Below are 4578 nucleotides of genomic sequence, written 5' to 3'. Positions count from 1 at the left end.
GGCGCCATCGGTTGCGCCTGACCGGACGCCTTCGCGAGCAAGCTCGCTCCCACAATTGATATCGCACATTCTGAAAGGATGCTTATGACCGTTAACTGTTTTGCGCCCATGGAAACACTGGCATCAGCGCTGATTCGGCACGCACTCGAACCCTCGGACGATGGCGCCCACGATCTCGCTCACTTGCAGCGGGTCTGGCACAACGCACGCACCGTGCATGAAACCGAAGGCGGCGATCTGGAGGTTTTGCTCGCAGCGGTGCTGTTGCACGACTGCGTATCGGTCGAAAAAAACTCACCGCTACGCTCGCAAGCTTCGCGTCTGGCAGCGGACAAAGCTTCGTCCGTGCTGAAGGAATTGGACTGGCCCAACGAGAAAATCAGCAACGTCGCCCACGCCATCGAAGCCCACAGTTTCTCTGCCAACATCACCCCAATCACGCTCGAAGCGAAAATCGTCCAGGACGCCGATCGCCTCGACTCGCTGGGCATGCTCGGTGTTGCCCGAACCTTTTATGTGGCCGGGCGCATGGGCTCGGCGCTGTACGACTCGCAGGATCCCGAAGCACTTGAGCGTGAGTACGATGACACGCGTTTTTGCCTCGATCATTTCCAGACCAAACTGCTACATCTGGCCGACGGTTTTCAAACGGTGACCGGTCAGCGCCTGGCGCACATTCGTCATCAACGACTGAAGGGTTTCATGGAGCAGTTCAAGGAGGAAATTGGCATCGTCTGAACAGCAGCCACATGACCCCGGCGAAGACCGTTCGTCGATCATCAGGCACCAATCCGTCATCAGGGCTGACCAACCAAGTGTAAGGATTCCAATCACTGGAGAAGCCCTATGATCCCGTCAAGGTTGACCGCTTTAGTCTTCAGCGCCCTGCTCTGCCCTGCGGTGTTCGCCGCCTCGTCCACGGCAGCGGGCACCGGCCCTACCGATCCGACCCCGCCACGCGCGCCCGCCATCAACAGTGCCCCCGGAATGAACACCGATGGCTCCGGCGTGCCGCTGATCAATCAGCCACCCGCCACCGGCACCGACCCGCGCACTCAAGGCAGTGATCCGGGGCGTCAGGGTGGCATGAACACGCCTGATTCTCCTGCCACTGCGCCTGACAATGCCGGCCCCGGTGTTGGCTCGAAAACCACCACCGGTGGCTCCGGTTCCGAAGGTGCCGGTCAGTAGTTCGCCGACGCGAGCGCCCTATTCACTCCCATGAAGAGGTAACCATGAACGTCGACAAAGACCTGGAAAAAGAAGTCCTCACCCGCCTGCTGCACGCCCATCCCAACGGCTTGGGCAAGGAGGTGCTGGACAATTACCGGGGCGAGAAAGTCGTGGCCAGCGCCCTCGCCGCCCTGCAGGATCGCGGGCTGATTCATCATGGTCATGTGACCTTGAGCGAAGCGGGCGAACACTCGCTGAACCTGCCGATCAAGCTCAGTTCAGCCGGCGTCGAAGCGGCGCGCAAACTGGATCTGCAGTAGTGCCAAGCCGCTCGCCGTCGCAGCGGCGAGCGGCCGGATCCGCAACTTGAGGAGAAATCCCATGCCTCGTGGAAGCAAAGACAAATACACCAGCGAACAGAAGCGCAAAGCCGAGCACATCGAAGACAGCTATGAGAAAAAGGGCGTGTCGAAAGATGAGGCTGAGGCGCGCGCTTGGGCGACGGTCAACAAACAGTCCGGTGGCGGTGAGAAGTCCGGCGGCTCGGGGCGCAAGAAGCCCGCCAGTGCCAAGTCGGAAGATCGCAAAGAATCATCGCGCCGCGCGGTGGCCAGCCGCAAGGGCCATTCACGCAACAGCGAGACTTCGAAGGATACGCAGACTGTCGATAGCCTGATGAAAGAGGCCCGGGCAAAGAACATTCCGGGGCGGTCTTCGATGCGCAAGCAGGAGTTGATTGAGGCGTTGCGCAAGGCGAGCTAGAACGACACCCACTGTAGGAGCTGCCGAAGACTGCGATCTTTTGCTTTTCAAGATCAAAAGATCGCAGCCTTCGGCAGCTCCTACTGAAGATTTGTGTACGACGTAGATCCAATGTGGGAGCGAGCTTGCTCGCGAAGGCCTCATGTCAGTCGCGGCAGGACTGACAGATAAACGCATCCACCTCACCCGCCCCCGGCGATGTCGCCGGCCCCCAGCGAGTCACCGCCAGTGCCGCTGCCGCATTGGCCCGCCGTGCCGCTTCCAGTGCATCCAGCCCCTGCGCCAATCCAGCAACAAACACCCCGGCATGCGCATCACCGGCGCCATTGCTGTCCACCGCTTTGACAACAAACCCCGGCACTTGTCGACGCTCGCCCCGCTGCTGAATCCAGCAACCCTGCGGCCCGTCGCGCACCACCATCAGCACACTTTCCGGCAGCAGTTCCGCGAGGCGATCCATCGCGATACCAATCTCATCGGCTCCGGTAAACCGCAGCGCCTCGACGCTGTTGCTGGTCCACACATCGATGCGCGGCAGCAATGCCTGCATCATCGGCGCGTCAGGTGACTCCACCAACGGCCCCGGGTCGAACACCACATTGACCGCCGCCGGCAGCGCCAGCGTCCAGTCGAGCAACGCCTGCGCCTTGCCCTCGTGCAGCAGACTGTAACCGCTGAGATAAACGTAATCGCCGGGCTCGGCAGCCACGCTGTTCAGGTCCTCCTCGGTCACCTCGCCTTCAGCGCCGATGTAGGAAATGAAACTGCGTTCAGCCGACGCATCGGTCAGCGCCACGCACAGACCGGTATCGCGCTCGGCCGGTTCGCGGATGCCGATGCCGATACCTTCCGCCTGCATCGCTTGGCGCGCCAGGTCACCGAAACGCCCCGTGCCATGGCGACCGAGGTAAACCACCGGCAGACCGTTACGCACCGCAGCGGCCATCACGTTGAAGCCGCCACCGGCTTCGAACCCCGCCGACTGCGCCAGCACGTCGCCGCCAATCTGCGGCAGTTTTTCCACGGCCATGACCAGGTCGATGATGACCTGGCCGGTGTGCAACATCTTAGGCATGAGCATTCTCGGGTTGCGCGGCGCGACGATCTTTCGCGCCGCCCAGTATCAGGTAAAGGCCACCGGCGACGACGAAGGTCACGATCCAGCCGAGGCCGTTGTGGCCCAGCCAGGAGTCGGACAGAAAGCCCTTGAACCAGACGTTTTCTGCCGTGGTGCCGATGGTGGTGAAGCTGAAACCAAGGACGATGGCGATCGCCCAGGCGCCAAACGCGCGCCACTCGATGCCGCCGCGATACCAGTACGCGCTGCTCGTGCTGACGTCGAGCAGGTCTTTGGGGCTGTAGTAGTGACGGTGAATCAGGTCGACCACGAAGATCCCCACCCAGGCAGTGATCGGCACTGCCAGCAGGGAAATGAAGGTGATGAACGGGCCGTAGAAACTGTCGGCGATCAGCATGAAGTAGATCGAGCCGACGAAGATCGCGACGATATCCACCACTACCGCGTAGACCCGTTTGACCTTCAGGCCCAGTGTCAGCGTGGTCAGGCCGGCGGAGTACACCGACAGGTTGTTCGACAGCAGCAGACCGCCGAACGCGGTGATCAGGTACGGCACGGCCATCCACGTCGGCAGCATGTCGCGGATCGCCACGATCGGATCAGTCGCCGACGCCAGATCATTGTTGCCCACCGACAACAAGCCGCCGAGAGTGATCAGCAGCACCAGCGGAATCCCTGCGCCGAACGCCGCCGACGCCACCAGGCGCACAGCCTTGACGCTGCGGTGCTGATAGCGCGACATGTCGGCACCGGCATTGGCCCAGCCGATACCAGTGCCGGCGGCCATGGTGCCGATGCCGATGATCATTGCGCTCAGCGGTGCTGGCGTGGCGTTGAATACCGCGCTCCAGTCGATCGTCGCGCAGAGAAAACCACCGACGAGAATGTTCAGCGCACCGAACACGTACGTCGCCCACTTCTGGATCACCAGCAGGGTCGCGTGGCCGAGGCCGGACACCGACAAGGTCAGCAGGACGAAGATGGCGATAAAGATCAGCGTCAGGACCGGCGCACTTTTCGCCTCGACCGGCGAGCCGAACAGGATCGAACACAGCGACAGCAGCACGAAGGCAGCGGTGGTGGTATTAACGGTTTCCCAACCCAGACGAGACATCAGCGAAACCAGCGTCGGGCCGATGTTGCCGCGTACGCCGAAGATTGCCCGCGACAGCGTCAGACTCGGCGCGCGGCCACGACGCCCGGCAATCGAAATGATCCCGACCACGGCAAACGAACCGGCGGCGCCGAGGATGGCGACGATGATCGCCTGCCAGATCGCCAGCCCGCGAAACGCCACCAGCGTGGCGCCCAGCGGCAGGCCGAGGATGGAAATATTCGCCGCAAACCAGACCCAGAACAGCTGCAGCGGATGACCGTTGCACTCGGCTTCCGGCACCGGCTCGATGCCCCGGGTTTCCAGTTGCCCGACGCTTTGCCCGGCGGTTGATGAACTCATGAAGATGCTCCTGTTTGCCTTTTTTGTGGTTGTGGCAATGATGTAAAACGACAAGACAACCGGCCTTCCGAGGCCTGTCTGTGCGATCCATTTCGGGTTAAGTATTCGA

At 61.8% G+C, this 4578-nt stretch carries 6 protein-coding genes; 4 read left to right on the top strand and 2 right to left on the bottom strand.

Going from position 1 to position 4578, the window contains the following annotated elements:
- The first annotated feature begins 84 nt into the window (after positions 1 to 84).
- The 4 genes from F8N49_RS25795 to F8N49_RS25780 all read left to right on the top strand — a co-directional run bounded on the left by F8N49_RS25795 (position 85) and on the right by F8N49_RS25780 (position 1935).
- The gene (locus F8N49_RS25795; RefSeq protein ID WP_071173200.1) at positions 85 to 738 is read left to right on the top strand and encodes an HD domain-containing protein; all 654 of its coding nucleotides are present in this window, start codon (positions 85 to 87) and stop codon (positions 736 to 738) included.
- Between the two features lie 108 nt (positions 739 to 846).
- Positions 847 to 1191, top strand: coding sequence for a hypothetical protein (locus F8N49_RS25790; RefSeq protein WP_071173201.1), 345 nt, complete (start codon positions 847 to 849; stop codon positions 1189 to 1191).
- Between the two features lie 44 nt (positions 1192 to 1235).
- Complete coding sequence (locus F8N49_RS25785) at positions 1236 to 1493, top strand: hypothetical protein (RefSeq protein WP_024013907.1); 258 nt, start codon at positions 1236 to 1238, stop codon at positions 1491 to 1493.
- 61 nt (positions 1494 to 1554) lie between these two features.
- Entirely contained in the window at positions 1555 to 1935 is a 381-nt protein-coding gene (locus F8N49_RS25780; protein WP_071173202.1) for a Rho termination factor N-terminal domain-containing protein, read from the top strand.
- 145 nt (positions 1936 to 2080) lie between these two features.
- Here the strand turns inward: F8N49_RS25780 and F8N49_RS25770 are convergent, their stop codons facing one another.
- Both F8N49_RS25770 and F8N49_RS25765 read right to left on the bottom strand, forming a co-directional pair.
- Positions 2081 to 3010, bottom strand: a complete 930-nt coding sequence (locus tag F8N49_RS25770) for a PfkB family carbohydrate kinase (RefSeq protein WP_071173203.1) — start codon at positions 3008 to 3010, stop codon at positions 2081 to 2083.
- Positions 3003 to 4469, bottom strand: coding sequence for a cytosine permease (locus F8N49_RS25765; RefSeq protein WP_071173204.1), 1467 nt, complete (start codon positions 4467 to 4469; stop codon positions 3003 to 3005). Before F8N49_RS25765 ends, F8N49_RS25770 begins: the two co-directional genes overlap by 8 nt.
- Positions 4470 to 4578: the final 109 nt, after the last annotated feature.

The sequence above is a fragment of the Pseudomonas sp. GXM4 genome, from assembly GCF_008923895.1.
GTDB lineage: Bacteria > Pseudomonadota > Gammaproteobacteria > Pseudomonadales > Pseudomonadaceae > Aquipseudomonas > Aquipseudomonas atacamensis.
This window is presented reverse-complemented; position numbering and strand designations above follow the sequence as displayed.

Excerpts from the sequence above, each read along its gene's own strand:
- F8N49_RS25790 (WP_071173201.1), top strand. The coding sequence starts at position 847 with ATGATCCCGTCAAGGTTGACCGCTTTAGTCTTCAGCGCCCTGCTCTGC.
- F8N49_RS25795 (WP_071173200.1), top strand. The coding sequence starts at position 85 with ATGACCGTTAACTGTTTTGCGCCCATGGAAACACTGGCATCAGCGCTG.
- F8N49_RS25770 (WP_071173203.1), bottom strand. The coding sequence starts at position 3,010 with ATGCCTAAGATGTTGCACACCGGCCAGGTCATCATCGACCTGGTCATG.
- F8N49_RS25765 (WP_071173204.1), bottom strand. The coding sequence starts at position 4,469 with ATGAGTTCATCAACCGCCGGGCAAAGCGTCGGGCAACTGGAAACCCGG.
- F8N49_RS25785 (WP_024013907.1), top strand. The coding sequence starts at position 1,236 with ATGAACGTCGACAAAGACCTGGAAAAAGAAGTCCTCACCCGCCTGCTG.
- F8N49_RS25780 (WP_071173202.1), top strand. The coding sequence starts at position 1,555 with ATGCCTCGTGGAAGCAAAGACAAATACACCAGCGAACAGAAGCGCAAA.